Genomic DNA, 26,650 nt, shown 5'->3' on the forward strand with positions numbered 1-26,650 from the left:
TGCCCCCGTTTCACGGTGATCAGACGGTCGGGCCGGCGTTCGTCGGGCCGGGGCGCCGGATCCGAACGCACCGGGCCGGGACCGGTGGTGGGACCACCTGTCCCGGCCCTTCCGGGTGCCGGCTCGTTACATCGGGTCGGGGAAGGGGAAGTCGCTGATGCTCCAGGCGACGCTGAAGCACGGGGGCGCCGAATGGGCCTCCGGCTCGGTGTCCAGTGTCTGGAGCGCGAGGATCTGGCTCATGGATGCTCTCCGCATTCTTCTCGGGGTGGTGTCGGTCGGTCACTGCGAACCTCGGCACGGGGCTGCCCGCCGCCGTGCCCAGGCGTTCAGGGGACGCCCGCCCGGTCCCCTCCGGCGGCGGCCGGGACCAGGGCACGCGCGGGGCGGGGCTCCGGCAGGAGCGGGCCGGCCAGCAGGCGGTGCAGGGCCAGCAGGACACCGGCCCCGCCACTGGACAGGTCGGCGGTGAACCGCTGCGAACCCGCTCCGAGGAAACGGACCCCGCGCCGGTGGGGGACGGCGTACTTCAGCAGGCCGGTCGCGGCGCGTACGGCGTCCCGGCGGGCGGCGTCCGTACCGGTGAGCTCGGCGTGCCCGGTCAGGAACCAGGTCAGTCCGGCCAGCCCCCGGTACAGGCCCGCCTCCTTCGTGGCGCACGAGACCCGGATGCCGGCGACCAGCCTCGGCAGCGCCGCGGCGCAGCGCTCGTCGGGGGCGGTGGCGACGTAGCGGGTGAGCACCGCCGCGACACCGGCCGCGCCCGTGGCCAGGTACGGCATGGCGCGGGTGAGCCGGGCGTCGTCGGAGACGGACAGGGCGCCGTCGTCCAGTGCGAAGGTCCGGTCCAGCTCCTGGTGGAGCAGCAGGCGGCCCGCCTCCAGGCAGCGGGCCTCGCCGGTCTCGCGGGCCAGGCGGTGGAGGAAGAGGGCGGGTCCCGAGCGGCCGTGCAGCAGGCCACGGGCATCGTGCTCGCCGAGGGTGGCCGGCAGGTCGGGGGTGCGCAGCAGGCTTTCCCCCGCCGCCGCGGCCCGCTCCAGGTGGCCGTTCTCCCCGGTCAGCCGGTACAGGGCGAGCCAGCCCAGGCCGACGCCGGCCCGCCCGCCGGCCAGCGTGCCGCAGGAGGCGGTGAGCGGATGGCCGTCGGCGTCCCGCAGCAGGTCGACGGCCTCGTCCAGCAGACCGAGGCCGGCCAGTACCCGGGCGATGCCGGCCGAGCCGACGAGCAGTCCGGGGGGCAGCGCGTCGCGCAGCGCCAGCGCGTCGCGGCGCAGCCGTTCGCGGATCTCCTCCGGCACCGCGGCCCCGGCGCGGTGCAGGGCGTGCACCACCCCGGCCGTGCCGTGCGCCAGGCACACGTTGTTGGTCCGGAACGCCTCGGGCGAGGGCGGGAAGGCCCACTCCGGCCGGTCGGCGTCGGCCATCTCCAGCAGCCCCGCGGTCACCTCCGCGGCCAGCCGGGTGAGGCAGCCGCGCGGATCGGTGTCCAGCTCGGCGGGGGAGGGGAGGCGGCCGGGACCGTCCTGGTCCCGCGCCCCGTCCTCCGTCAGGTGGAAGGCGGTCGCACGCTGCCACAGGTCCTGCGGCGGAGCCACGTCCGCCAGGTCGCGGCGCAGCAGTGCGAGGTTGGCGGGCGCGTGTTCGGCGATCTCGTGGAACGGCGCCAGGAAGGCGAGCGCGACCGCCGACATGCCGTACCGGTCCTGGAGCAGTGGATCGGTGTCGGCGGTGTCGGCCCCGGTCCGGCCGGGCGGTGGCGTGAACCCCGGGGTGCCCATCGCGCAGGGCGGCGCGGTCAGCGCCGTGGCCGCCTCGAAGTCCACCAGCCGGACCCCGCCCGACGGCGTGACCAGCACATTGCCCAGGCTGAGGTCACCGAACCGGTAGCCGGCGGCGTGCAGCCGCCTCAGCGAGGCGTCCAGCGCGGCCAGCAGCCGCCGGCAGGCCTCGTAGTACGCGGCGACGGACCCGTCCGTGCGGTCGGCGCGGGCCAGCGGGGAGGACCTGCTCAGCCAGCCCACCAGCGGCTGCCCCTCGACGTACTCGGTGACGAGGAAGTCGTGCTCCCACTCCGTGAAGTGCTCCAGCGGCTCCGGCCCCACCCCGGGGGCTGCCGCGTGCAGCTCGCGCAGCACGCGGAACTCGTGCCGCAGCCGCGCCTGCGCGTCGGTACCGTCGAAGACCAGGCCGTTGTGGGCGCGGGCCTCCTTGAGGAAGACGGTGCGGCCGGTCCGCCGGTCCCGGGCCAGGTAGGCGCCGCCGGCGTTGCTCAGGCGCACCGCGCGGGTCACCTCGTAGTCGCGGATCAGGATCGGACCCGCGTGCGGCCGCTCCTCGTGCTCGACGAAGGGGTCCGCGATCCCCGCGGGCAGGTGGAAGGCGGGCAGCCGCAGGTCCACGACCTCGCGGCCGGAGCCGTCGCGGACCAGCCCCTCCCGGGTGCCGTCGGCCCGCAGCCGGCTGCGGGCACCGAAGGAGCCGTACCGGTAGTGGACCGTCCGCGAGTCGCGAAAGCGCCGGTCGGTGAGGACGTACGGCCCCTCCTCCCCGTCGAGCGCGTCGCGCAGGCGTTCCAGCAGCCGGCGGGCGGTGGCCGGGTCCGGCGGGTAGACGGCGCAGAACTTGCCCGCCTGGGCCCGCCCGGCGTGCTTGTGATGGAGGAACAGGAAGAAGAGCCGGGCGCTCACGTGCTTGAACGGCACACCTTCGGAGAAGCAGATCCCGGAGACCGTGTCGAGCACGTGCTGCGCCCGGTCCAGCCGCGCCGACACGTGGATCTTCCAGCCCTGCTCGGCGAGCCCGGTCCGCGGACCGCCCCAGAGCGTCCAGATGCCCTGGGCGGTGCCGTGCACGCCCGGCGGCACCTCGCCGGGAACGAAGCGCGGCCCGGGGTCGGCCACGCTGGGCAGCGGCAGGTAGTAGTCCCGGTCCGCGAGCGCCTCACCGAAGCCTTCGAGCACGGGATCTCCTCACGGGGTGGGGGCGGGCGGCCACAACGGTCGTGCCGGACGCTAGGACGGGCGGGTATGGAAACGGTTCGGCGGCGGCATACGGCCGGTATCCCACCGTTTCGCCGGAGTGCGCGTACTCGATGTCGGGTGGCTCGAGGCCGGCTCGATGCCGACTCGAGGCCGGCTCGAGAAAACATGGGGGACTCTCCCCCATGCGGGCGAGGCACCCCCCGTACCAGGATCGGGCGTGGCACGGAGCGGTGGGGCCGGGGGCGAGGAGCTGCGATGGTGGCGGGGCGGGGGCGGGCCGGGGTCCCGCTGTCGGCGGTCGAGCGGTGGTGGGGGGCCGGGCTCGTCGGCGGCTGCGGGGGTGAAGGGCGGCCGGACTGGGCGGCGTTCGCCGAAGAGGCGCTGTCCGCCGCGCCCGAGGAGGCCGTGGCACCCGAGCGGGACCATCCGGGGCTGAGCGGATTCGCGTGGGTGCTGCGGCCGTTCACCGTCTGCGCGGGGGAGCGGCTGGAGCGGGGCGTGTCGGGGCGGGCGCGCCGGCTCGTGGACATGGCCGCCGTTCGGGACGACCTGGAGCGGCACCTCGGCGGCAGGCTGGCCCGGGCAGCGGCACGGACACTGGTGCTGGAGCTGTACGAGGCGCGGTGCGCCGGGCGGCTCGACGGGGACGACCCGCGGGCCCGGTTCCGGGACTTCCTGGGGCGCGTCGCGTCCCGGCGCGGTCTGGCGGCCCTGCTGGCCGGCCGGCCGGTGCTGGCGCGGATCCTGGGGCGGATGGCGCTCGACGCGGCGGACGCCGTCGCCGAGGCACTGGAGCGGCTGGCGGACGACCACGACCGGCTGGCCGCCGGTCTCCTGGAGGGGGGCGCCGGGGGACCGGGGCGGCTCGTGGGTGTCGAGCCGGGCGCCGGCGACGGGCACCGGGGCGGGCGCAGCGTGATGCTGCTGCGCTTCGCCGACGGGACCCGGCTGGTGTACAAGCCACGGCCGCTCTCCGCGCACGGCCACTTCAACGACCTCGTCGCCTGGTTCAACGGGCTGCCCGGCGCCGTGGACCTCCGTACGCTGCGGCTGCTCGACCGGGGCGACTACGGGTGGGTGGAGTTCGTCGCCGCGCGGCCCTGCTCCTGCGCCGCGGAGGTCGAGACGTTCTACCGCCGCCAGGGCGCGCTGCTGTCGCTGCTGCACCTGATCGACGGGACCGACCTGCACCACGAGAACCTGATCGCCGCCGGCGCCCACCCGGTACTGGTCGACGTGGAGACCCTGTTCCACCCGCCGCCGGTGGGCACCGCCACGGAGGACCCCGCCGCCCGCGCACTCCATGGCTCGGTGTACCGGGTCGGGTTGCTGCCCCAACTGCTGGTGGGCGACGACAGCGCCCTGGACGTGTCCGCGGTCGGCGGCGGCAGCGCGGCGGTGTCGCCCGTCGTCCGGGCGGACTGGGCGGACGCGGGCACCGACCGGATGCGCCTGGTGCGCAGGGCGGGGACGTTCGGTGAGTCCGCCAACCGGCCGCGCCGCGCGGACGGCGCTCCCGTCGAGCCGGCCGCCCACATCGAGGCGCTCTGCGCCGGATTCCGCGCCGGGTACACGGCCATCGCCGCGGCCAGGGAGGAACTGTTGCAGGAGACGGCCTTGTTGAAGGCGTTCGCCGAGGACGAAGTACGGGTGGTGGTACGTCCCACCTGGGTGTACAGCACACTGCTCGACGAGTCGACGCACCCCGATCTGCTGAAGGACGCGGGCGAGCGGCAGCGGGTTCTGGAGACCCTGCGGACCGACGTGCTCGGGACGGTCCCCGCGCCCGCCGTGGTGGACGAGGAGATCGCCCAGCTCTGGGCGGGGGACGTCCCGCTGTTCACCGCCCGTCCGGGCGGGGACCGCCTGTGGGGCACACCGGAGCGGCCCCTGGCCGGCCGTACGGACCTGTCGGGGATCGCCCGGGTCACCGCGCGGCTCGCCGCCCTGGACCCGGTCGACCGCCAGGACCAGGAGTGGATCGTGCGGGCCGCGATGGCGACGGCCTCCAGGGCGCCCGTGCACCGGCCCGCCGGGAACCGGCGCACCCGTACCGCGGAGCGCGCCCCGGAGCCGGAGCGGCTGCTGTCGGCGGCCCGGTCCGTCGGGGACCGGCTGGTCTCCCGCGCGTACCGCGACGGACCGCGCAGCAACTGGATCGGCCTGGAGCTCCTGGCCGACCGCTACTGGCGGATCGGCCCGATGCCGGCCGACCTGGCCGGCGGGTACACCGGACCGGCCCTGTTCCTGGCCCAACTGGCGGCGCTCACCGGAGCCGGACACTACGCGGAGGTGGCCCGTACGGCCCTGGCGCCGGTGCCCGGGCTGCTCGACGCGCTGCGCGGCCGGCCCGCGGACCTCCGCGCGGTGGGTTCGGGGGCGTTTTCCGGCCTCGGTGGCATCGTGTACGCGCTCGCCGAGACGGCACGGCTGCTGGACGATCCGGAGATCGGCACCTGGGCGTCCGCCATGCTGCGGCTGGCGGGCGCGGCGGCACGGTCCGAGGGGGAGTACGGGGTGGGTGCGGGTGTCGCGGGCGGGCTGGTCGCCCTGCTGGCCGCCCACCGGGCCGGGTCCGGGGCGGGAGCCGATGCCGGGGCCGATGCCGGGGACGAGGGGCGGGAGATCTGGCGGGACGCGCGGGCCTGCGCGGACCGGTTGATCGCCGCCGACCCCACGGCCGGCGGGCGGGGCTTCACGACGGGGGCCGCCGGAGTCGGCTGGGCCCTGCTGCGGTTCGCCGAGGCCGGGGCCACCGCCGGGTCCGGGGGCGGGGCGGCCGAGGACAGCGAGCGGTACCGGCTCGCGGGCCTGTCCGCGCTGCGGGCGGCCGTGGCCGGGGAGCCGGACGGCGGCCGGGGTCCGGCCGGTCACGGGCGAGCCTCCGTGCACCCACCCGCCGGCGGGCCCGAGGACGGGGCCCGGGACTCGGCCTGGTGCCGGGGGCGCGCCGGCATCGCGCTCGCGGTTCTGGACGCACCCGGCGCCCTGGACGACCCGTACCTCGCGGCCTGGTCCCGCAGGACCGTCGAAGGGCTGGGCCGGGACGGGCGGGCTCCCGACGACAGCCTGTGCCACGGCGAGGCCGGACTGTGCGAACTCCTGGGCCACAGCGCGGCACCGGAGCAGCGCCCGCACTGGATCCGCCGGACCGGAGCACTGCTCGCGTCCGTCGAGGAGACCGGCGGCCGCAGCGGCGCCCCGGACGGGGTCGCGCATCCCGGCCTGCTGACCGGGCTGGCGGGGATCGGGCACGGACTCCTCCGGGCGGGGTTCCCGGAGCGCGTGCCGTCCCTGCTCCTCCTGCGGACGTCCGGCTAGGCATCGCGTACAGCCGCCGTCCGAGGTGTTCCGGCACGGAGCAGGAGCACCCCGACCGCACACCGCACCACTGCTGCACCGCACCCCCGCACCACCGCACCGCTCAGCACCACCACCCCTGCGGATACGACGAACGGACGACGACCATGCAGATCAACAACTCGGTCAGGTACGTCGACGGCAGCGCCGCCGCGGACACCGCGGCCCACGACCACCCGGTCGGCGAGGTGACGTTCGGGACGGGCGGGACGCTGGGACTGCGCAGCCGACTGCTCAGGACCTCGGACTCCGACACCGCGGCCTCCGTGGACATGCCCTTCACCACCGGCTCCCTCACGCTGTTCTGAGGGGAGGCCGGGCACGTCTCCCGGTGATGTGACCGGGATGACGCTTGACGGATCGAGCGGAGGCCGGGGGTTCCCCCGGCCCTCTGCCGTGCATGAAAAGGATCAAGTAGCCTGCGCCCATGCGAGCGACGTCGTCGGTCATCGTGGGGCGGGACGCCGAGATCCGGCTGCTGGACGAGGCCCTGGAGAGCGTCAGGAAGGGCGCCGGACGGGCGGTGTTCCTCGTCGGCGAGGCGGGGATCGGCAAGTCCCGGCTGGCCGGCGAGTGCGCCTTGCGCGCCTACGACCGGGACATGCCGGTGCTGCGCGGCCGCGCCACGTCCACCGGGCTCGTCGTGCCCTTCCGGCCCCTGGCCGAGGCGCTGTCCTCACGGTTCCGGGCCGCGGGTGTTCCGGACGACCCGGAACTCCACCCCTACCGGCCCGCGTTGGCCGGCCTCGTGCCGGAGTGGCGGGCCGACACGGTCGCGCCCGGATACGCGATCTCGCTGGTCGAACTGGCCGAGGCATTGCTCAGGCTGCTGGCGGTGCTCGGCCGCGAGCGGGGCTGCGTGATCCTGCTGGAGGACCTGCACGACTCCGACACCGAGACGATCGCGGTCGTCGAATACGTCGTCGACAACGTGGCGGAGCTGCCGGTCCTCCTGGTCGGCACGCTCCGGCCCGACCCCGGCCCGGCGCTGGACGTCGCGCTCGCCGCCGAGCTGCGCAACACCGCGGTGCCGAGGGAGCTGGGGCCGCTGGACGAGGCCGCCGTACGGGACATGGCGGCCGCGTGTCTGGACGTCGGACCGGGTGAGGTGCCGCCGGCCGCGCACCGGCACCTCTCGCAGTGGGCGTGCGGGAACCCGTACCTGGTGGAGGTGCTCCTCGCCGACCTGCTGGAAACGGGACGGCTGAGCAGGGCCGACGGCGGGTGGCAGCTCGCGGAGCACGGCGAGGCGACGGTACCGACGGGGGCGGTCCGCAGTTGGGCGCGCCGGCTGGACCGGCTCGACGAACCGGTGCGCGCGTTGCTGCTCGTCGCGGCGACGCTCGGCGGCCGGTTCTCCGTCGGGGCGCTCAGAGCGGTGACCGGACTCGACGACCGGGCGCTGTTCGCCCACCTCCGGTCGGCCTCCGAGGTGGGGATCATCGCCCCGGACGGAGCCGCCCACGACCACTACACCTTCCGGCACGTCCTGACGGCGGACGCGCTCAGGGCCTCGCTGCCGCCCGCCGAGCAGGCCGCGCTGGCCCGGCGCGCGGCCTCGGCCATCGAGGAGTCGGCCGCCGAACTAGGCGATGATCAGCGCCAGTTGGTGGCCACCTTACGGCTGGCGGCGGGCGACAAGGTGGCGGCGTCCCGGCAGTTCGCCCAGGTCGGCCGGCAGATGCTGGACGCCGGTGCGTCGGGCTCGGCCGCCGTGCTGCTGGAGCGCGCCCGGGGGCTCGCGGCCGACGAGGAGCGCGACGAGATCACGGTGCAACTGGCGATCGCACAGGCCGAGTCCGGGCGGCTCGACGAGGCGGCCGCGCTGCTCGACGACCTTCCGCCGACACCCGCCGGGTCACGCGCCGCGGAGGAACGGGCCCAGGCGCACACGCAGGTCGCGTGGGTCGCGACCATGGCGGAGCAGCAGGAGGAGGCGTGTCGCCGGATCCGGGCGGCCCGCGCCCTGCTCGGGGCCGCCCCGCGCCCGGAGCAGGAGGCGGCGCTCGCGGTGGTCGAGGGCCATCTCGCGCTGCTGCCGGAGCGGGACGGCCGGGGCGAGGGGCCCGGCCCGGTGGACCGGGGCGGCGAGGACCGCCGCGAGCGGCTCGAAGAGGCGGAACGTTCCGCCCGGTGGGCCGCGCTCACCGCGGAGCAACGCGGCCGGCCCGTGGTGGCCTGCCAGGCATGGCAGCTGCTGGCCACGCTGTCCCGGGAGCGCGGGTTCGACGAGGCCGACGCCTGCCTGGAACGGATGCTCGCGGTCGCCGAGGAGCACCGGCTCGCGGTGTACCGGGCCGAGGCACTGGTGCGGCTGGGCACCAACGCGTTCATGCGGACCGGTGAGGCGACCGGTCTGGAGTCCGCCCGTACGGCCGCTCACGAACTCGGTTCGCTGGCCCTGCTCCAGTCCGTCGACGGGCTGCTCGCCATGCAGAGCGTGCTGGGCGGACGGTGGGACCGGGCCCGGGGGATCGTCGAGCGGTCGGTGGCAGCCAGCGCCCGCCTCCAGAACCTGTCGACGCACCGCTATCTGCTCCTCGTCGATGCCACGCTCGCCGCCCACCAGGGGCGGTTCCGCGAGCAGGAACGAGCCCTGGTGAGGTTCCGCCGGGCGGGTGGCGAGGAGTCCATGCTCGTGCCCCTGCAGCGCGGACTGTGCCAGGCCGTGGGCGCGCTGATGGGCGAGGACCGGGAACGGGCGAAGGCCGAGCTCGAAGCGGCGCTGGCGTGGGAGCGGGAACACCCGAGCTTCTTCTACCTCAGCGGCCGCTACGGGCTCGGCCCCCTGTTACGGGTCCTCGACGGCGAGGACGCCGGCCCCCGGGCGTACCGGGAGGCGCTGGCCTCGCCGGGCGGGCAGCTGGCCTGGAACCGGATGTTCCTCGGCATGGCGGACGCGGTGCTCCGCGGCCGGGACGGCGACGCGGCCGGTGCGCGGCGCGCCGTGGAGCGGGCCGGCCGGGCGGCGACGGTGTTTCCGCAGGCGTGGCACCTCGCCCTGCGACTGACCGCCGAGGCGGCGCTCGCCGACTCCTGGGGTGACCCGGTCGCCTGGCTGCGGACCGCCGAGGAGTACTTCCACGAGGCGGGCGTACCGCCGGTGGCCGGGGCCTGCCGGGCCGCCCTGCGGCAGGCCGGGCTCAGTGTCCCGCAGCGCCGGGGCGGCCGGGAGCGGATCCCCGCGGGCCTGCGCACCGCGGGCGTCACGCCGCGTGAGTACGAGGTGTTCGTGCTGCTGGCGCAGCGGCCCGGCAACCAGCAGATCGCCCAGAGCCTGTGCATCTCGCCCCGGACGGTGGAGAAGCACATGGCCAGTCTCATGGCCAAGACCGGCTCCGCGGACCGCTCGGCCCTGTGCGCCCTGTCGGCGGAGCACGCGGACGTCTAGTGCCGTGACCGGAAAGGTTCACCGTGTCACGGCCCCCAGCACGGCACCTCGCCGCGTTGTCGGACCACGCAAGTACGTCCAGTACGAGCCGCGGCCCTCCGCCTTGCGATGCACCGCACCGGAAACCGCGACCCGGCAAACCTTTCCGGCCACGGCACTAGTCACCGGTCCCGCGTCCCGTGGACATCCGCTCGTCCCGGTCCGCAGGCCGCGCTCGCGGGGCCCGGTGAGGGCCGGGATGGGGGATGCCCCCGTCTCCATGGGGGACGTCCCCGTCTCCATGGGGCCCGGTCCCCCATGACACGGTCACGGGCGGCACGACTGTGCGGGCCCGGCACCGATGTGGGACGGGTACGGGCCGCGGACCATCGAGTGGACCGACCCACTCCCGTCACCCCACGGAGGTTCGCTCGATGCCGCGTCCGTTCGCGCAGCCCGCAGCGCCATCCGGCACGCTCAGGTTCTCCGTCCTCGGCCCGCTCACCGTCCACCGGGACGACCGGGCACTGGCCCTCGGCCCGCTGAAGCAGCGCATCGTGCTGGCGGCCCTGCTCGGCTCCGCCAACAGCCCGCTGTCCGTCGACGCGTTGACCGACACGGTCTGGCCGCAGGAGCCCCCGCGCACCGCCCGCAAGAACCTCCAGGTGTACGTGAGTGCCTTGCGCGGGCTGCTCGGGGACGACGACCGGGACCGGCCGCGGCTCACCCACACCGGTGGCGGATACGTGCTGCGCGTGGCGGAGGACGAGCTCGACCTCCTGCGGTTCCGCTCCCTGGTGCGGGCCGCCGAGGGGGAGGGCTCCCGCCCGGCCGCCCGACTGCTGCGCCAGGCCCTCGATCTGTGGCAGGGGCCACCGCTGGGCGACGATCTGCGGCAGTCGCCCCGGCTGGCCGAGGAGGCCGAGCGGCTGGAGCTGCGCCATCTGACGGCGTACGAGAGCTGGGCGGAGGCGGAGCTGGAGCTGGGCGGCGCGCCGGCCGTGGTCGAGGGGTTGCGGGACCTGGTGGAGCGGCATCCGCTGCGGGAGCGGCTCCGGTCCGCCTGGATGTGCGCGCTGAGCGGGTCCGGCCGGCAGGCCGAGGCGCTCGCGGCGTACGACGACTACCGGCAGCTCCTCGCCCGGGAACTGGGCCTGGAGCCGAGCGCCGCCATGGCGGCCCGGTACCGGACGGTCCTCGCGGGCGACGACCGGGCCGGGGCGGCCGTGGCCGCCCGGCCGCCGGCCGCTCTGCCGCCCGACCTCGTCGACTTCACCGGACACGGCGAGGAACTGCGGTACCTCATCGACCTCTTGGAGGAGGACGGGGCCGGCCGCACCGTGCTGCTGTCGGGCCCCGCCGGGGCCGGCAAGACCACGCTGGCGGTGCGCGCCGCCCACCGGCTCGGCACCCGGTTCGCCGACGGGCGGCTGTGGGTCCGCCTGCGCGACGCGGACGGCCGTACCCGCCCGCTGTCGGCGGTGCTCGTGGAGCTCGGTGAACGGACCGGCCAGGTCGGGCTGTCCGGGCCCGAGGCGTGGCGGGAGTGGCTGGCGGAGCACCGCGTCCTGGTGATCCTGGACGACGTGCCCGACGAACGCGCCGTACGACCGCTGCTCCCGTGCGGCGGACGGGGCAGTGTGCTGCTCACCGCGCGCGGACAACTGGGGGGTCTGGCACCCGTGCACCGGGTCTGCGTCCCTCCGCTCGGTGCCGCCGAGTCGCTGCAACTGCTCACGGGACTCGTCGGCCAGGGCCGGGTGCGGGCCGACCGGGAGGCCGCACTGCGCATCGTGCGCGCCTGCGGCGGGTCGCCGCTGGCGGTCCGGGTGAGCGGGATGCGGCTCGCGGTGCTCCGCCACGTGCCGCTGCGGGAGTTCGCGGACCGGCTCACCGACCCCGCGGGGGCGCTGGACGAACTGACCTCCGGGGACGTGTCCGTCCGGCGGTGGCTCGCCCACGGCTGGGAGGCGCTGCCGAAGGAGTGGGGCCGCGACACCGGACGGCTGGCCGCGGGCACGGGGGAGGGCCCCTTCGGCCTGACCGAGGCGGCCGAGGCCCTCGGATGCGACGAGCGGCACGCCGTACGGGTGGTGGAGGCGCTCATCGACGCCGGAATGGTGACGTCGCCCTGCGGCGAGGTCACCGCGCACGCGGCGCAGTACGAACTGCCGCACCTGATACGGCTGTACGCGCGCGGCTCGGGTCTCGCGGCCCCCGTGCCTGCCTCGGGCTGAGCGGTGCCGCGGGCGGGAGGTCCCGGCCGCCCGCCACCGCCTCCGCCTCCGCCTCGCACCGTGCGGCCGCGGAGCGCTGATCCCCGCCGCCGGCTCCGGCCGCCCCCGTCGAGCGGCCGGAGCCCGCGTGTCACGGGGTCGCCGGACCCGGTCCTTCCGGGGCCGGGAGCCCCACGTGCCGCGCGAGGAAGGCGAGGCACTCGGCCTGCAGGGCGACCGCGCGGGACGCGGACCGGTCGCCGTGACCGACGCCGCGCTCCAGCCGCAGCAGCACCGGACCGGTGCCGCACGAGGCGTGCTGGAGCGCGGCGCACATCTTGCGGGCGTGCAGCGGATCGGTCCGGGTGTCGCCGTCCGCGGCGACCAGCAGCACCGCCGGGTACGCCGTCCCGGGTACGACCCGGTGATAGGGGGAGTAGCCGAACAGCGTCGGCAGCAGCGCGGGGTCCTGCGCGCTGCCGTACTCGGGCGTCCAGCTGGGCCCGAGGCCGGACCGCTCGTAGCGGACCATGTCCAGCAGGGGGGCCATGCACACCACGGCGGCGTACTTCCCCGGTTCCTGGGTGAGGGCGGCGCCCACCAGCAGCCCGCCGTTGGAGCCGCCCATGATCGCGAGGCGGCCGGGCTCGGTCCAGCCCTCCGCGATCAGGCGGTCGCCGGCCGCGGCGAAGTCGTCGAAGGAGTTCTGCCTGTTCCGCCCGCTGCCCGCCCGATGCCAGGCCTCGCCCTCCTCGCCGCCGCCGCGCACGCCCGCCCAGGCGAACACCCCGCCCGCCCTGACCCAGGCGAGGACCTGGGCGCGGTACCGGGGCGACATCGTCTTGCCGAAGCCTCCGTAGCCGGTGAGCAGCGCCGGACGCGCCACGTCCGGACGGCCGGTGGGGGAGATCACGAACATGCGCACCGTCGTGCCGTCCCGTGAGGGGAAGGCGACCTGGCGGGTGACCGCACCGCCGACGCCCGAGGCGTCCGGGGCGTCCGGGGCGTCGCGCTCCCAGCGCGTCGCACGGCCCGTCCGGGCGTCGAAGCGGAGCACCCGCGGCGGTGTGACGAAGTCGGTGTAGACGAAGTAGGCCTCGTGACCACCGGGCGGTCCGGCCGAGAAGTCGCCGACCGCGCCGGTGCCGGGCAGCGGGACCGTGGCGACCTGCCGGCCCTCGACCAGGTCGTGCACGGTCATCTCGGCCACCGTGTTCCGGGTCCAGGCGGCCAGGCCGAGCGGGTGCTTCAGCTCCGGACCGGACAGCACGACGAGATGGGTCAGCACCGCGTCGGGCCGCTCGGGGACCACCTCGCGCCACGCGCCGGGGCCCAGGTGCAGGTCGGCCGGCCGGCACGCGACGACGCGTCCGCGCGCGGCGTCACGGTCGGTGCGCAGCCACACCAGGTCCCGCGGACCGGTGCCGGGCACCGCGTACAGGCGGGTCGCGGCGTCCCTGCCCTCCTGGACGGGGCGCAGCTCCGGGCGCTCGAGCGGCCCCGCCGACAGGTCGGCCAGGTAGAGGTCGGTGCCGCGGCCGGTGCCGAGCGTGGCGGTGACGGCGAGCCAGCGGCCGTCCGCGGTCACGGACACGCTGTAGAACTGGGTCCTGTCCCGTCCTTCGCCGAAGACCAGGGCGTCCGACCCGGGGTCCGTGCCGACCCGGTGCAGGTACACCCGGCGGTGGTAGCGGCCCTCGCCGGGGTGCAGCGCAGGGTCGAGGTTCCTGACGTAGTAGTACGCCCCGCCGCCGGGCAGCCAGCCGATCGACGACTTCCGCACCCGGTCCACCGGCCCGTCGACGAACTTTCCGGTGGCCACGTCGAGCACCTGGAGCAGCGAGTCCTCCGTGCCGTTCCGGGACACCTGGAAGGCCAGCAGATCGCCCTCCACGGAGGGCTCCCAGGCATCGAGCACGGTACGTCCGGACGGGTCGAGGGCAGTGGGGTCCAGCAGCACCCGCTCCGTCGTGTCCGTCCCGGCCTCCGCCACCATGAGGACGGCATGCTCCTGACCGGCGTCCCGCCGCAGCCAGAAGACCCGGCCGCCGCGGACCTCGGGCGGCCGGGCGCGGTCCACGGCGTCGATCGCCGCCACCTCCGCCGTCCAGCGCTCCAGGTCCGCCCAGGACGCCCGTTCCGCCGCGTAGAGCGCTTCCTGCTCCGCACCCCAGCGCAGGGTGGCGGGGGACTCGGCGTCCTCCAGCCGGCGGTACGGGTCGGGGACGCGCAGACCGTGCAGTTCCTCGACGAGGTCCTGCCGCTCCGCGAGCGGGTAGCGGCGCGGTTCCGGGGGCACTCGTTCCTCCCTCATCGGTCGGTGGGCCGGGGGTCGTTGGGCCGGGAGTGGTCGGGCCGGGGGTCGTCGGGCCGGTTGCCGGCGCGGGCGGGGCGTTCCTTGTCCTCCTGATGGGCGACGACCTCGGTGTCCCGCCTCCCGGCCGGCGCCGGGCGCGCCGTCCCGGACCCGGCCGTGTCGGCGCCGGATTCCCCGGCGGCCTTCTCGGTGCCCCGTACGCCGGGCAGGGCGGCCATCGCGAAGAAGCCGGCCAGGAGGACGATCACCCCCGACGCGGCGATGATCGTGTCGACGGGCCCGAACCGGAGCCCGCCGAACGAGCCCCCGACGTCCCGCAGCACGGATCCGGCGAGCCAGCCGGACAGGGCCGCGGAGAGCATCGACGCCAGCTTCGTCACCGGATAGAACACGGCCATCACCCGGCCCCGGTAGTCCGGGGGCGCCGCCGCGAGCAGCAGCGGTGACATCGCGGTGTTCAGCATGGTGAGCGGAACGGTGAAGACGAAGAGCAGGGCGAGCCCGCCCAGGAAGCCGGTCTGCCGGGAGTAGGCCACCAGCAGCACCCCGCTCACCAGCAGGCCGATCCAGGTGGTCCTGCGAGCCCCGAGCCACTGCACCACCCGGCCCCCGCACAGCGCGCCCGCGATCCCGCCCGCACCCATGGCCATGCCCAGGTATCCGTAGAGGCGGGCGTCCGCGTGGAGGTTGTCGGTGGCGAAGAAGACGTTGAGGGTGCTCAGCGTTCCGACCCCGAACTGGCCTATGACGGCGAGCAGGAGCAGTGCCACCAGGAACCTGCTGCCCGCGAAGAAGCGCAGTCCGTCGACGAACTCCGCGCGCAGCCCGCCGCTTTGCCGCCCGCCGCCCTGCCGCCCGGCGGACCGCTGCGCGGCGCCCGGACCGGCGGAGCCCGCGCCCGGCGCGCGTACCCCGATGGAACGGATCGCGACGTAGGACACGGCGTACGAGAGACCGTTGAAGACCAGGGCCCACTGCAGCCCGGCGGTGAACAGCAGCGGCGCGGCGAGCGGCGGCCCGATGATCCAGGCCGTCTCGGCGGTCGCCTGCCCGATGCCGGCCGCCCGGGCGCGGTCGGCGTCCCCGGTCACCAGGTCCGCGAGGACCGCGAAGCGCGCCGGGGAGAAGAACTGGCCGGCCGCGTGGAGCAGGAGCACGGTCGCGTAGACCAGAGCGAGCCAGACACCGGCCGGGAGGGTACCGGCCGGCAGGAAGGCGACGGCTGTCAGCGCGGCCACCAGGCCGCCGCGGAGCACCTCGGTGCGCAGCATCGTGGCGCGCTTGTCCCAGCGGTCGACGAAGACGCCCGCGAGCGGACCGATGCCCAGCACGGCGACGCTCGACGCCATCACGATGCCGCTGACCGCCAGCGGCGCCCACGACTCGTCCTTCGCCAGTACGGTGGCCACCCACAGCACCAGCGTCGTGCTGAAGACGGCGTCCCCGACGGACGAGACGGCCTGGCCGAACCAGAGCCGGGTGAAGTCGCGGTTGATCAGGACCGGGCGCCGTGTCATGACGGCCTCGGCGACGAGACGATCAGTGCCATGAGGGCGGTGACCAGGGTCGTGTGGTACGCCTTCGCGAAGAACTCCCCGGCCGAGGCCGACGGATGCGCCGCGAGCGCCGCCGACCGGCCCGGGATCGCCCCGTCGGGCCGCTGGGCCCGCACCAGGCACTTCACGGCCGCGGTGCCCGAGGGCGTGTCCAGCGGCTCGCTCCCCAGGATGAACTGCGTGAGGACCAGCTCCGCGGCCAGGTCCCACTGCTCGTGCCCGACGCTGTGCCGCAGCAACCGGTCGACCAGGTCCCTGGCGTGCGCCAGAGCGTCCGGGTCCAGCCGGGGGGCGGCCCGGCCGAAGTCGCCGAGATAGAAGGCGGTGTGCGTCACGGCGTACGCCTGCGGGCCGGTGAGCGGCGCCCCGTCCCGCGCCATCGCGTCCCCCGGCCCGGCCGCGCGGAACGCGACGAGCGGGCTGTGCGGCAGGAGCTCGGCGTACGGCTCGACGGTGTGGCGGACCCCGGCCTTGTCCGCGTAGTGGCGGATCTCGATGCGCTGATAGGGGGACTTCCCCCGCGGCGCGAGGAAGCCGGGGTCGAGTCGCGCGAGCGCCGCCCGGACCTGGGTGTCGTCGATCGCGTCGGGTGCCAGTGCGGCGTAGACCAACCGGTACGTGGACGCGTACGCCGGGACGTCGGCGAACAGCCGCGGGAGATCCGGGTCCTGCCAGAGCTTGCGGACCAGCGCCGCCGCCCCGCCCAGCGCCTCCGGACGGTCGGCCAGGCGCGCCGCGCAGTGGCAGAGCAGCGCCAGCTCCAGCGCCGCCTTCGCCCTGCCGTGGGTCGCCGACCGGGCGCTCGCCGAGAACGGGTCGAAGTGGTCCAGATTCCCGCCCAGCCAGCCGAGTGCGCCGGCGGAGAGCCGCTCCAGGGGTGAGGGCATGACTACAGGCGCCCCGTCTCGTGCAGATAGTCGAGCAGGGCCGTGTCGACGGAGTCGCGGAACCTCGCGAGCGTCCGCGCGTCCTCGTCGTAGCGGTAGAGGTCCTGGCAGCCGATCCAGCGGTCGCGGGTCTGCGCGCCCGGCCGGTAGCCGTCGGTGACCGTGCCCACCTCCCAGTCGGGTTTGCCCGCGGTCTCCCAGCAGCTGGCCAGGGTGCCGTCGGCGCTCACCACCGCGCCGTAGCGGCCGTCGGCGTGGCCGCAGGTGGCACAGGTCTTGCGGGCGCCGGGGCGGCTCACGGTGAAGCCCAGGTCGAGCGACCGGCGCTGCCACCGGGCGAAGGCGTCCGGCAGCTCGCCCGTGTGCAGCAGGCTGTTGGCGTAGCCGACCCCCACGTCGCCGATCCGGGCGAAGTACAGCGTGCACCGGGCCGGGTCGAGCGCGGCGGCGAGCCGGTCGATCAGGGTGTCCACGCCGTGGAAGGTCTCCTGGGAGACGTTCACCCGCAGCGTCCACTGGAGCGGGGTGTTCTCGGAGGCCTTGGCGATGTTGCCGACGATCTTGTCGAAGGTGGCGCCGCCGTCCGCCCGGCCGACACGGATCCGGTCGTGGTCGGCCCGATCGCCGTCGAACGTGACCTGGACGGACGTCAGCCCCAGATCGGCGAGCCGGCGGGCGAGGGACGGGGTGAGCAGCGTCGCGTTGGAGATCATCCAGGCCGAGGTCGGCGCGATCCCCGCGGCGCGCTCCAGCAGTTCCAGACAGCCGCGCGGGTTGAGCAGCGGCTCCCCGCCGAAGAGCAGGATCCTGAGCTTCTCCAGGCCGGCGGCGGCCATCCGCCGCTCGGTGAACCCGAGGATCTCGGTGATGGTCCGCGAGGTGAGGCGGGTCCGGCCGATCCGGGGAGGCCGGCTGCCGCCCGCCTCGTCCTGGGCGGTGTTCTGGAAGCAGTACCCGCAGCCCAGGTTGCAGTGGGTGCTGGTGAGGACGGTCAGCGAGTAGGCGCTGATCCGGCCGACGGTGAACATGCCGCTCTCGTGCAGCCGCCGCTCCGCGTCGGGGCGCAGGCCCCCGTCGGCGGTGACGTGCCGGTCACGGAGCCGGGCCACCCCGCCCGGGCCCAGGAACCACCAGTTCCGCTCGCCCTTCAGGAGCCGGGCGCCGGAGGGCAGCGGCGCGGGGGGCGCCTGCGCCGGTCCTGACGGTACGGCCGGGCGGATGCTCATGACGTGGTCGATGCTCACAGGGTCTCCCGCTGGGCCGCTGCCGCTGTCAGGGCAGGCTCGCCGGTCCGGCCGCCGGTGACGAACAGCGTCATCAGCGCCACGACGAGGGTCACTTTGTAGGACTTCCGGAAGTACGCGACGGACGTGGCGTCCGCCGGGGCCCGGTCGGTGGCGGAGCGTCCGGGGATCGCTCCGTCCGCCGCCTGGGCCGCGCCGAGCATCCGCAGGCCGGCCGCGCCGGAGGGGGTGCGCAGCGGATCCGCGCCCAGGCAGTACTGGGCGAGCAGCAGCTTCGCCACGACGTCCCAGTCGCCGAGCCCCACGCAGTGGTCCGTCAGCCGTTCCACCACGAGCAGCGCCCGCTCCCGTTCCGCCTCGGGAACGCGGGGAGCGCGCAGGCCGAAGTCGCTGAGGTAGCAGACGGTGTGCGCGACCTGGCAGCCGTCCAGGTCCGCCACGGGCAGCGTGGCGGCGCGGGGGAGCGGACTGGCCTCGTACAGGTCCTCGTACGGGGCGAACCGGTGCCGGACGCCCGCGAGATCGGCGTAGAACCGGGCCTCCAGATGCAGGAACGGAGGCTTCCGGCCCGGCGTCAGGTAGCTGCCGGCCGCCAGCCGCTCCAGCAGGGCTTGGGGCACGTCGGTGGCGGCCCCGGCAGGCGCCAGGGCCGCGTACATGAGCTCGAACTGCCGTGCGTACCTGCCGTCCAGGGTGAGGAGCCGGGGGAAGCCGGGGCTCTGCCAGACGTGTTCGACCACCCCGGTCACCTCGGCCAGGGCGGGCTCCGCGGGCGCGCGCTCCGCCCAGTAGCGGCGCAGCATCGCGAGCTGCAGGAGGGCCTTCACGCGCGGGGTCACCGGCAGTTCGGCGTGTGCGGCCGGGGAGCCGAGGTAGGCGGCGTGCAGCCCGATCCACCGCCGGGTGCCCACCGACAGGCTGGTCACGGCCTCATCGAGGCCGGCTGATCGCGTACTCATGGTTCTCCTTCGAGGAAACGGACACCCCGGCCGAGGGAGCGGCGGACGCGCCGGCCACCCGCTCGACGATGTCGGCCGCGCGCGCCGCGCCGCCCATCGCGGCCAGCCTGCCGCCGAGCACCAGGGCGCGAGCCCGCAGACCGTCGTCCCGCCACGCGGACTCCAGCAGCGCCGCAGCCGCCACGGACGGGTCGTTCGGGACGTACACGGCCACCCCGGCCCGCAGGCAGGCGCCGGTGAGCAGGGGCTGCTCGGAACCGTTGGGTGACAGCGCGAGGGGCCGGCCGCGCAGGAGCGCCGCCAGCACGGGCGCGGAGGTACCGCTGCTCAGCACGAGGCCGGCGCGGTCGACGAGCGGCCCCATCCACCGCTTGCGGACCAGCAGGACGTCGGCATCCGGGGCGGGCCGCGGGTCGGTCGAGCGGCCCTGCTCGACCACGGCCTGGAACCGGCCGCCGGTGAAGGCCTCGTTGAGCCGCGGCCACAGGCTCCTGCCCTCGAAGAAGCGGCCCAGATGGACGTAGACGACGGGCTTGCCGTTGCGCGCCAGCCGCTCCCCGATCGCCTCGACCTCCCCGGGGTCGGGCGTCGGCTCCCAGGGCAGCGGTCCCACGTGCCGGACCCGCTCGGGCAGCCGCGCACCCGGGTACTCCAGCTCCGGGTCCCCGCGCAGCAGCAACGCGTCGCCCAGCAGCGGTTCGTCCCCCCACCGGCAGGCACGCCCCGCCAGACCGGCCTCCTCCCGGACGTCGGCGTAGAGCCGCAGGCAGTCCCGCGTCCGGCTCTGCCGGGTCCGGCCGAGGTGCGGCTCGTCGTCGCCGCCGGCCCGGTAGTCCCACAGGTGCACCGACAGCCCGACCACCACCACCGGGATGTCCAGCGTCTCGGCGGCGAGCAGGGCGCCGTTGCACAGCGCGGAGGTGACCAGCAGGTCGGCCCCCGACTCCTTGGCCGCGCGTACGGTCGCCCGGTACTGCGCCGCGCCCGTCGGCCCCCACCACGTGACGGAGAACGCCCGGTGGCCGCCGAAGTCCTCGGCCGCCGCGAAGGGCAGGCCGGCATCGGCGGCGACGGTCGCCGCGGCGGACCGGCCCAGCACACTGACGTCATGGCCCCGGCACCGCAGTTCCCGGCCGGCCGCGATCGCCGGATAGAGGTAGCCGCCGTCACTGAGCGGGCAGAGGAGGATCTTCACGATGTGCCGCTCCCACGGTGTGGCGGTCCGGTGCCAGGGTGGCCGCGGGCCCCCGGCTCCGGGCAGGATCTGCCGAGAGCCGGGGGGCCCGCGCGGTGCTCAGCCTCGGTGAAGAGAGATCACATCTCCGCGGAGTGGTTGATGATGCAGCCGGCCTCGGCCTCCTCGTCCTCGCCGTGGGCGACGACCTCGATGTCCTCGGTCTCGGTCTGCGGCTTCGTGTTCTCAGACATGTTCGTCCTCCTTCGTCGGCGGCGTCGTTGTGGCGCCGTCCGAGAAGGAAGCTAGGGACGCCGGGTACGGGAACGCCTGGCCACCGGTTCGGCGCCGGTATACGCCGAGCACACCGGCGCGGTACGCCCCCGGACCCCGCCGCACCCCCCGCGGTACGCCGCGCCGCGCCCCGCCGTGCGGCCGCTCCGGCCTGCGCACCAACCGATCGCCAGGCGTTCGTGAACCGGAAGCCGGGCGCGCGCGGGCACGATCCGGGCACAGGATCCGCGCGCGGCACGAGCGCGCGGCACGACCTGCGGAGGAGGAGACGTGGAGCTGGCGGAGCTCATCGGCCTGCGCCCGGTGCCCTGTGGAGGCCTGCTGGTCGCGCTCACCCGCCGCTGCCCCATGAGCTGCGCGCACTGCTCCACCGACTCCTCCATGTCGGCCTCCGAGCAGCCCGACCCCGGACACCTGCTGCGCTTCATCGGCTCGTTCGGCGCCCAGGACCGCCCCGAGGTGGTCATGCTGACCGGCGGCGAACCGCTGCTCCTGCCGGAACTGGCCGCTCGCCTGGCCGGTCTCGCCCGCGCCGCGGGCTCCCGCGTGGCGCTGCTCAGCGGAATGTTCTTCGCCCGTGACGGACACGTCCCGGACCGCATCATGCGGGCGATCACGGCCCTCGACCACTTCTCGGCGAGCCTGGACGTCCACCACGAACGCGAGGTCCCGCGCGCGGAGATGCTGCGCGCCCTCCGGGCCGTGCTCGACGCCGGGATCCCCGCCAGCATCCACCTCACCGGCACCGGACCCGACGACCCGTACCTGGCGGACGCCGTCGCGGACGTCCGCCGTGTCTTCGCCGGCCGGGTGCCCCTGCTCGTCAACGAGGTCCGGCCGCTCGGCCGCGCCGCGGGCCTCGCCCCGGCGACGCCGGCCGGACCGGACGGCTCCCGGGCGACGCCGTGCACCCTCGCGGCCTGGCCGGTCGTCGCCTTCGACGGGACCGTGGCCGCCTGCTGCAACCAGTGGACGGTGGACCGCCGCCCCGTTCCCCGGCACCTGCGGCTCGGACACATCGCCGACGACGACTGGCCGGCCGTCCGCGAGCGCTCCCTGGACTCCCCGGTGCTGCGGATGCTGCGCGCCGTCGGCCCGCAGCGGATGCACGCCCGCTACGGGACCTCGCCCGCCCCGGCCGGCTACTGCCGCAGCTGCCACGCACTCGCCGACCGCCCCGACGTCCTCGCGGGCGCGGCCCGCGACGCCGGCGGCCGGGTCGGCGAACTCCTCGACCGGCTCGGCGCGCAGCAGCAGCTCGCCGCCGGACCCGCCGCCCTGGTCCGGCGCCTGGGCTGCGCCCGCTACGCGCACCTGGTGGAGTCGCCTCCCGCACCGGCGGAGAGCCGTCCATGACCGCCTCCGCATCCCTCGCGCTCAGGACCAAGCTCGCGCCCACCACCACCGTCCTGAGAGCCGCGACCGCGCACCTGTGGCGACCGGACGGACTGCGGCAGCGGTACCTGCGCTACCTGGCGGCCATGCATCCGCTCGTACGGGCCTCGGTGCCGTTGCTGGAACGGGCCGCCGAGCGGTGCGCCGAGCTGGACGACCCGGCCGCGCGCCACCTCGCGGCGTACTACACCCGCCACGCCGAGGAAGAGCGCGACCACGACACCTGGCTGCTCGACGACCTCGCCGCCGCCGGTGCCGGGCCGGCCGCCGTGCCGCCCCCCGCCGTCGTCGAACTCGCCGGGGCGCAGTACTACCGCATCGAGCACGAGCACCCCGTCACCCTGCTCGGGTACATCGCGGTCCTGGAGGGCAACGCCCCCGGGCCCCGGCTCGCCGACCGCCTCGCCGAGGCCACCGGGCTCCCCGACGGCGCGTTCCGCACCCTCAGGGAACACGCCGAGCTCGACGGCGGCCACCTCACCGACCTGCACCGGGTGCTCGACGCACTCGCGCCGGCCCCGGACCGGCAGACCGCCGTCTCCGTCAGCGCGCTGCACACGGCGCACCTGCTCACCCGGCTCTTCCTCTCCCTCGCCGCCGACCCCGGAGGACACCCGTGACCGAGGACACCACGCCGTACGACAACGCCTCCTCCGGTGCACCCCCGTCCGAGCCCACCCTGGAGGCGCTGGCCGCCGCGGGGTTCGACCTCGACGCCCTCAGCGAGGAGCAGTACGAGGTCCTGCGCGCGCTCGCCCCGGAGGAACTGGCCCTGCTCGTCGACATCAGGGGGCGGCTCGACGCGGCGGCTCCCGAGGTGCAGGCCCACGCCGACGTGGCCGGCGGCGCGCTCTTCTGACCCCGGCCGCGCCGCGGTCCCGCGTCCACCGGAGGAACCCATGCACTGCGCCTCGTGCCGGAGCGAACTGCCGCCCGACGCCCGGTTCTGCCCCTTCTGCGGCAGCCCGTGCGCCCCCGGGCCGGTCACGGCCAGGCCGACCGGCCGCAAGGTGGTCACCGTCCTCTTCTGCGATCTGGTGGGTTCCACGGCGCTCTCCGGAGCACTGGACGCGGAGACCCTGCGCTCGGTGACGCTGCGCTGGTTCGACCTGATGAGGCTGCGGATCGAGGAACAGGGCGGCACCGTCGAGAAGTTCATCGGGGACGCCGTGATGGCCGTCTTCGGCGTGCCGACCGTACGGGAGGACGACGCCCGACGCGCCGTCGCCGCCGCCCTGGCCATGCGGGAGGCGCTCGCCCGGTTCAACGACCAGCTGGAACAGGGCGTCGGCGTCCGGCTGGAGATGCGCATCGGCCTCAACACCGGCCAGGCGGTCACGGGTTCGGCGACCCTGCGGCAGGCGATGGTCTCCGGCGAGGTGGTCAACGTGGGCGCGCGCCTGGAACAGAACGCCGCCGCCGGGGAGATCCTCATCGGACCGGGCACCCTGGCGGCCGCCGGAGCGGGCGTCCGGACGACGCGGACCGGCCCGCTGCTGCTCAAGGGCAAGGCCGACCGGGTCGCCGCGCACCGCCTGCTCGGCCTGGACGAGGCGACGGACCCGGAGGCGCTGCGCCGCTTCGACCTCGCCTTCGTCGGCCGCACCCGCGAACTCGCCCTGATCGACGGGACGCTGGACCGGGTGGTCCGGACCCGCCGGGCCGATCGCCTGGTGATCGGCGGGGAGGCGGGCCAGGGCAAGACCAGACTCTTACGGGAGTGGCTCGAGCGGGCCACGGCCACGGCCGGCGGCCCCCGTCACGGCGTCGGGCGCTGCCGGGCCCGTGGCGAACGGCCCAGCCTCGGACCGCTCGCCGATGCCGTGGCCGACCTGCTCAGGAGCGGCGGCACGGCCGTACCGTCGCCCGAACTGGATCTGCTCCACCAGGGCCTGCTCCTGGACGGGACGCCCAACCCGTCGCCGGCGGACACCTGCGCCGCGCTCGCCAAGGTCCTTGCCGGGCTCTCCGAAGCGGAGCCCGTCGTACTGGTCATCGACGACTGCCACTGGGCCGCGCAGCCGCTCTTCGACGCCCTCGACCGGCTGCTGCGGGCCCTCACCGACGCGGCCGTCCTGATCGTCCTGCTCACCCGCCCCCAGCTGTTCGACGTACGACCCGAGCTGGCCGTGGACGCCGTGCCGCTGGGCGGGCTCACCGACGCCGAGGCACAACGTCTCGCGGCGGAGCTGGCCGGGGGCACGGCGCACGACGAGCCGCTCGGCCCCGGGGTCCTGGCCCGGGTGGGCGGAAACCCCCTGCACCTGGAGCAGTTGCTGGTCGCGGGCGGCCCCGTCGACGCGGACAGCGTCCCGCTCCCGCTCCAGGCCCTCATCGGCGCCCGGATCGACGCGCTCGACCCGCCCGAGCACCGGGCCCTGGGCCTGGCATCCGTGCTGGGCGGCGACTTCACCGCCGGCGAGCTGACGGCGCTCGCCGGACATCCCGCGCCGGCGTGGACCGGGTCCGGGCTCCGGCCCCTGCTGCACCGGCTGGTCCGGCACCGCCTGATCAGGCCGGACGGCGGGGCGTTCCGGTTCGCCGGAGGGCTGATCCAGGAGGTCGTCTACGCCAGCCAGTCCAAGCAGGACCGGGCCGACCAGCACGAACGGGCGGCCCGGCTGGACTCGGTCCGGCAGCGGGGCAGTGCGGCGGTCGGCGGCCATCTGGAACAGGCCTACCGCTACCGGGTCGAGCTGGGCGCCCAGGACGCGCACACCGACGGGCTGCGCCGGCGCGCCGCCGACGCGCTCGCCGAGGCCGGGCGGCTGGCGCTGGCCCACGCCGACCCCGTGTGGGCGGCCGACGTGTTGACCAGGGCCACGGCCCGGTACGCGGCGGGCGAGCCGGGACGAACGGCGGCCCGCCGGCGGCTCGGCCAGACGCTCCTGGACCTGGGGCGCGGCACCGAAGGCAGAGCGCTGCTCGAGGAGGTGCTGGCCGAGGCCCCGGCCGGCGGCGGGGAAGCGGTGGAGACCGCGCACGCCCGCCTCGCCCTCGCCTCGGCCGGCCGGTCCGCGGGACCGGAGGAGTCACCGGCCCAGGCCGCCGAGGCCACCCTGCCGGTCTTCGCGGCGGCCGGCGACGACCTCGGCCAGGCCAGGGCCTGCCTGCGGCTGGCCCAGCGCGCCCAGGAACAGGGCCGGCACCGGGCGGCGGAGCGGCTGCTCGCCCGCGCGCTGGACCACGCGGTACGCGCCGACGCCGAGCCGGAGCGGGCCGCCGCCCTCGGCGCGTTCGGGGTCTCGCTCTGGCGCGGCCCCCAACCGGTCGCGGACGCGGTGTCCCGCTGCCGCGAGCTGCTCGCCGACCAGGGGGCCGGCCGCCGCGCCGTCCGGCTGACGCTCAACTGCCCCCTGGCGGTGGTGCTGGCCCTCCACGACGACCGTGACGGGGCCCTGGCCTGCCTCGCGGAGGCGGAGCACCTCGCGAAACGGCTGGGCTACGCCGAGGCCGACGCCTTCCTGCCGCTCTTCACCGCGACCGTGGCCGACCTGACCGGCCGCCGGGAGGAGGCGCTCCTGAGCCTGGAGCGGGCCGTCGCCGCCGCGCGGGACCTGGGCGCCACGGCGTTGCTGCGCGTCGCCCTGCTCGACGCCGCCCGCATCCGGCTGGACCTGGGCGACTGGCGTACCGCCCGTGGCACCCTCGCCGAACTGGAGGAGGAGCGGGCGCAGCCGGCCCGGCCCCGCGCCGAGTCGGCGGACCTCGACGGCCTGCGCGCCCGGATCGCCGCCGCGCGGGGCCAGGCCGGGACCGCCACCCGGCTGGCCGCCAGGGCGCTCGCCTCCGCCGCCCGCACCGACTCGCCCCTCGTCCAGGGCACCGCCGCCCTCGACCTCGCCCGTACCGCCCTCGCGCTGGGCCGCCCGGCCGAAGCGGCCGCGGCGGCCGGGCGCGCCCGCCGGCGCTTCGCGGTCAAGGGCCATCTCCCCGCCGTACGCCAGGCCGAGGCCATGGTCTCCCGCTGCCACAGCCGTCCGCCCGGGCACGGCCGCGCCGTCGGACGAGCCGGCGGAGCCGGAAAGGAAGCACGACGATGACCACCGCCCAGCAACCACCGCCCGCCCTCACCTGGGCCCTGCGAGGGCGGGGCCCCGCGGACGTGCCCGTCGAGGCCGACGGGCCGCCGGACCCGCCCGAGCAGGGCCTCCTCGGAGGCACCGGGCACGGTGTACGTGTCTGCGTGGTCGACTCGGGTGTCGAACGGGACCACCCCATGGTCGGCCCGGTCGACCGGTCATGGCGCGTCTTCAAGGACGACGACGGGGTCCACGTCGAGGAGACGGAGGAGGGGGACGCCTGCGGTCACGGCACCGCCTGCGCCGGGATCATCCGGCGCGTCGCGCCGGACTGCGAGCTGTCCAGCATCCGGGTGCTCGGCGACCGGTTCTCCGGCAGCGGGGACGTCCTGCTCGAAGGAATCCGGTGGGCCGTGCGCCAGCGGTTCGACGTGGTGAACCTGAGCCTGTCCACCACCCACGACCGCTTCGTGAACGAGCTGCGCCGGCTGGCCGACGAGGCGTACTTCCAGCAGACCGTGATCGTCGCCGCCGCGCACAACACGCGTGTGGAGAGCTTTCCCTGGCGCTTCTCCTCGGTCATCTCGGTCGGCAGCCACCAGGAGGACGACCCGGATCTCCACCTCTACAACCCCGAGCCCCCGGTGGAGTTCTTCGCCCCGGGCCAGGGCGTCCAGGTGGCGTGGCTCGGTGGCACGTCGATCCGCAGCTCCGGCAACAGCTACGCCACCCCGTTCATCGCGGGGCTCTGCGCGCGGATCCTGTCGAGCGGCCGCCGGCTGACGCCGTTCCAGCTGAAGAACGCCCTGTACCTGTCCGCAGCCAACGTCCGTGTCCACGGCTGCCGGTAACGACCGGCGCCGGAAGGGAAGCCC

The 26,650-nt window shown here is 75.7% G+C and carries 16 protein-coding genes; 9 read left to right on the forward strand and 7 right to left on the reverse strand.

The genetic code is table 11. The features are described 5' to 3' along the window. Positions 1–329: 329 nt before the first annotated feature. A complete protein-coding gene (gene lanKC, locus ACZ6KO_RS05180) occupies positions 330–2,960 on the reverse strand; it encodes a class III lanthionine synthetase LanKC (RefSeq protein WP_469300143.1) in 2,631 nt (876 codons plus the stop codon). A gap of 186 nt (positions 2,961–3,146) precedes the next feature. On the opposite strand from lanKC, the gene ACZ6KO_RS05185 reads away from it, so the two are divergent. The 4 genes from ACZ6KO_RS05185 (at position 3,147) to ACZ6KO_RS05200 (ending at position 11,948) form a co-directional block, all read left to right on the forward strand. Further along, entirely contained in the window at positions 3,147–6,302 is a 3,156-nt protein-coding gene (locus tag ACZ6KO_RS05185) for a type 2 lanthipeptide synthetase LanM family protein (protein ID WP_469300145.1), read from the forward strand. A gap of 146 nt (positions 6,303–6,448) precedes the next feature. Beyond that, positions 6,449–6,649, forward strand: a complete 201-nt coding sequence (locus tag ACZ6KO_RS05190) for a hypothetical protein (RefSeq protein WP_469300147.1) — start codon at positions 6,449–6,451, stop codon at positions 6,647–6,649. A 119-nt stretch (positions 6,650–6,768) separates the two neighbouring features. Next, the gene (locus tag ACZ6KO_RS05195; protein ID WP_469300149.1) at positions 6,769–9,732 is read left to right on the forward strand and encodes a helix-turn-helix transcriptional regulator; all 2,964 of its coding nucleotides are present in this window, start codon (positions 6,769–6,771) and stop codon (positions 9,730–9,732) included. Positions 9,733–10,145: 413 nt separating this feature from the next. Continuing rightward, on the forward strand, positions 10,146–11,948 hold the full coding sequence (locus tag ACZ6KO_RS05200) for an AfsR/SARP family transcriptional regulator (protein WP_469300151.1): 1,803 nt from the start codon (positions 10,146–10,148) through the stop codon (positions 11,946–11,948). Between the two features lie 130 nt (positions 11,949–12,078). Here the strand turns inward: ACZ6KO_RS05200 and ACZ6KO_RS05205 are convergent, their stop codons facing one another. Genes ACZ6KO_RS05205 through ACZ6KO_RS05230 form a run of 6 tightly spaced genes read right to left on the reverse strand, consistent with a single transcriptional unit; the run spans position 12,079 to position 20,085 of the window. Further along, positions 12,079–14,226 carry a prolyl oligopeptidase family serine peptidase gene (locus ACZ6KO_RS05205; RefSeq protein ID WP_469300154.1) on the reverse strand — a complete coding sequence of 716 codons (2,148 nt, stop codon included), beginning with the start codon at positions 14,224–14,226 and terminating at the stop codon, positions 12,079–12,081. A gap of 11 nt (positions 14,227–14,237) precedes the next feature. Then, entirely contained in the window at positions 14,238–15,761 is a 1,524-nt protein-coding gene (locus tag ACZ6KO_RS05210; protein WP_469300158.1) for an MFS transporter, read from the reverse strand. Continuing rightward, positions 15,758–16,687, reverse strand: coding sequence for a DUF6895 family protein (locus tag ACZ6KO_RS05215; protein WP_469300162.1), 930 nt, complete (start codon positions 16,685–16,687; stop codon positions 15,758–15,760). Before ACZ6KO_RS05215 ends, ACZ6KO_RS05210 begins: the two co-directional genes overlap by 4 nt. A 2-nt stretch (positions 16,688–16,689) precedes the next feature. After that, positions 16,690–17,913 (reverse strand): radical SAM protein, encoded by a 1,224-nt coding sequence (locus ACZ6KO_RS05220; protein WP_469301554.1) that lies wholly within the window; start codon positions 17,911–17,913, stop codon positions 16,690–16,692. Positions 17,914–17,927: 14 nt separating this feature from the next. After that, positions 17,928–18,890 carry a DUF6895 family protein gene (locus tag ACZ6KO_RS05225; protein ID WP_469300164.1) on the reverse strand — a complete coding sequence of 321 codons (963 nt, stop codon included), beginning with the start codon at positions 18,888–18,890 and terminating at the stop codon, positions 17,928–17,930. Next, the gene (locus tag ACZ6KO_RS05230; protein WP_469300166.1) at positions 18,862–20,085 is read right to left on the reverse strand and encodes a glycosyltransferase; all 1,224 of its coding nucleotides are present in this window, start codon (positions 20,083–20,085) and stop codon (positions 18,862–18,864) included. Before ACZ6KO_RS05230 ends, ACZ6KO_RS05225 begins: the two co-directional genes overlap by 29 nt. 543 nt (positions 20,086–20,628) lie before the next feature. On the opposite strand from ACZ6KO_RS05230, the gene ACZ6KO_RS05235 reads away from it, so the two are divergent. The 5 genes from ACZ6KO_RS05235 to ACZ6KO_RS05255 are packed head-to-tail and all read left to right on the forward strand — an operon-like array spanning position 20,629 to position 26,626. Then, a complete protein-coding gene (locus ACZ6KO_RS05235; protein WP_469300170.1) occupies positions 20,629–21,714 on the forward strand; it encodes a radical SAM protein in 1,086 nt (361 codons plus the stop codon). After that, positions 21,711–22,373 carry a hypothetical protein gene (locus ACZ6KO_RS05240; RefSeq protein WP_469300173.1) on the forward strand — a complete coding sequence of 221 codons (663 nt, stop codon included), beginning with the start codon at positions 21,711–21,713 and terminating at the stop codon, positions 22,371–22,373. The genes ACZ6KO_RS05235 and ACZ6KO_RS05240 overlap by 4 nt, the downstream gene beginning before the upstream one ends. Beyond that, complete coding sequence (locus ACZ6KO_RS05245; protein WP_469300174.1) at positions 22,370–22,612, forward strand: aroma-sacti cluster domain-containing protein; 243 nt, start codon at positions 22,370–22,372, stop codon at positions 22,610–22,612. Before ACZ6KO_RS05240 ends, ACZ6KO_RS05245 begins: the two co-directional genes overlap by 4 nt. 40 nt (positions 22,613–22,652) lie before the next feature. Next, positions 22,653–25,796, forward strand: a complete 3,144-nt coding sequence (locus ACZ6KO_RS05250; protein ID WP_469300176.1) for an ATP-binding protein — start codon at positions 22,653–22,655, stop codon at positions 25,794–25,796. Beyond that, the gene (locus ACZ6KO_RS05255) at positions 25,793–26,626 is read left to right on the forward strand and encodes a S8 family peptidase (RefSeq protein WP_469300178.1); all 834 of its coding nucleotides are present in this window, start codon (positions 25,793–25,795) and stop codon (positions 26,624–26,626) included. The genes ACZ6KO_RS05250 and ACZ6KO_RS05255 overlap by 4 nt, the downstream gene beginning before the upstream one ends. Positions 26,627–26,650 lie beyond the last annotated feature (24 nt).

It is taken from the genome of Streptomyces sp. NPDC042102 (assembly GCF_055582305.1).

Excerpts from the sequence above, each read along its gene's own strand:
- ACZ6KO_RS05210 (WP_469300158.1), bottom strand. The coding sequence starts at position 15,761 with ATGACACGGCGCCCGGTCCTGATCAACCGCGACTTCACCCGGCTCTGG.
- ACZ6KO_RS05220 (WP_469301554.1), bottom strand. The coding sequence starts at position 17,913 with ATGAGCATCCGCCCGGCCGTACCGTCAGGACCGGCGCAGGCGCCCCCC.
- ACZ6KO_RS05250 (WP_469300176.1), top strand. The coding sequence starts at position 22,653 with ATGCACTGCGCCTCGTGCCGGAGCGAACTGCCGCCCGACGCCCGGTTC.
- ACZ6KO_RS05190 (WP_469300147.1), top strand. The coding sequence starts at position 6,449 with ATGCAGATCAACAACTCGGTCAGGTACGTCGACGGCAGCGCCGCCGCG.
- ACZ6KO_RS05215 (WP_469300162.1), bottom strand. The coding sequence starts at position 16,687 with ATGCCCTCACCCCTGGAGCGGCTCTCCGCCGGCGCACTCGGCTGGCTG.
- ACZ6KO_RS05195 (WP_469300149.1), top strand. The coding sequence starts at position 6,769 with ATGCGAGCGACGTCGTCGGTCATCGTGGGGCGGGACGCCGAGATCCGG.
- ACZ6KO_RS05200 (WP_469300151.1), top strand. The coding sequence starts at position 10,146 with ATGCCGCGTCCGTTCGCGCAGCCCGCAGCGCCATCCGGCACGCTCAGG.
- ACZ6KO_RS05185 (WP_469300145.1), top strand. The coding sequence starts at position 3,147 with ATGGGGGACTCTCCCCCATGCGGGCGAGGCACCCCCCGTACCAGGATC.
- ACZ6KO_RS05255 (WP_469300178.1), top strand. The coding sequence starts at position 25,793 with ATGACCACCGCCCAGCAACCACCGCCCGCCCTCACCTGGGCCCTGCGA.
- ACZ6KO_RS05225 (WP_469300164.1), bottom strand. The coding sequence starts at position 18,890 with ATGAGTACGCGATCAGCCGGCCTCGATGAGGCCGTGACCAGCCTGTCG.
- ACZ6KO_RS05240 (WP_469300173.1), top strand. The coding sequence starts at position 21,711 with ATGACCGCCTCCGCATCCCTCGCGCTCAGGACCAAGCTCGCGCCCACC.